At 56.6% G+C, this 452-nt stretch carries 1 protein-coding gene; it reads left to right on the plus strand.

All coding sequences use genetic code 11. The features are described 5' to 3' along the window. Positions 1-264: 264 nt before the first annotated feature. The coding region (locus WDW90_RS38190) for a hypothetical protein (protein WP_336492882.1) at positions 265-452 on the plus strand (188 nt) is incomplete at its 3' end.

Here is a 452-nt window from a genome sequence, read left to right on the forward strand (position 1 = left end):
ATGGTACTGATCCCTCTGGTGTTTCAGAGCCTGTGCCCTGCTTCGTGAGAGGGGATGTGTGTCGCACTGCACCATCATACAAACAGATGCTGTCGATAGCCGATATCGATGACGTCAATTCAAATTGCGCTGTGACCGAGGCGTGGCCAGCCTGATTTGCATCCTTGAGTTAGCCACGCGCGCATGAGGCTCACTGGAAGTCACTCACGCACCTCCAGAGGGCCGGATTCTCCCAATCCCTCCGCCGCCCGAGGACTCCGCCAAATGAAATTTGCAGCGGTGGAGGTTCCAGGAAATTCTTTTGAAATTTTGATATGCGGCATCGGGTATGCCTGCGCGTTTCTGCGTCATGCGAACCGCGATCATCTGCGCGCTTCTAGTCCTGATGTGCTTCCTTCCAGACGTCGTTCTGGCCGCGACCGCCGCTACGGCTGTGCCGTCTCACGATCCGC

It is taken from the genome of Methylobacterium nigriterrae, from assembly GCF_037106235.1.
Classification (GTDB): Bacteria; Pseudomonadota; Alphaproteobacteria; order Rhizobiales; family Beijerinckiaceae; genus Methylobacterium; species Methylobacterium nigriterrae.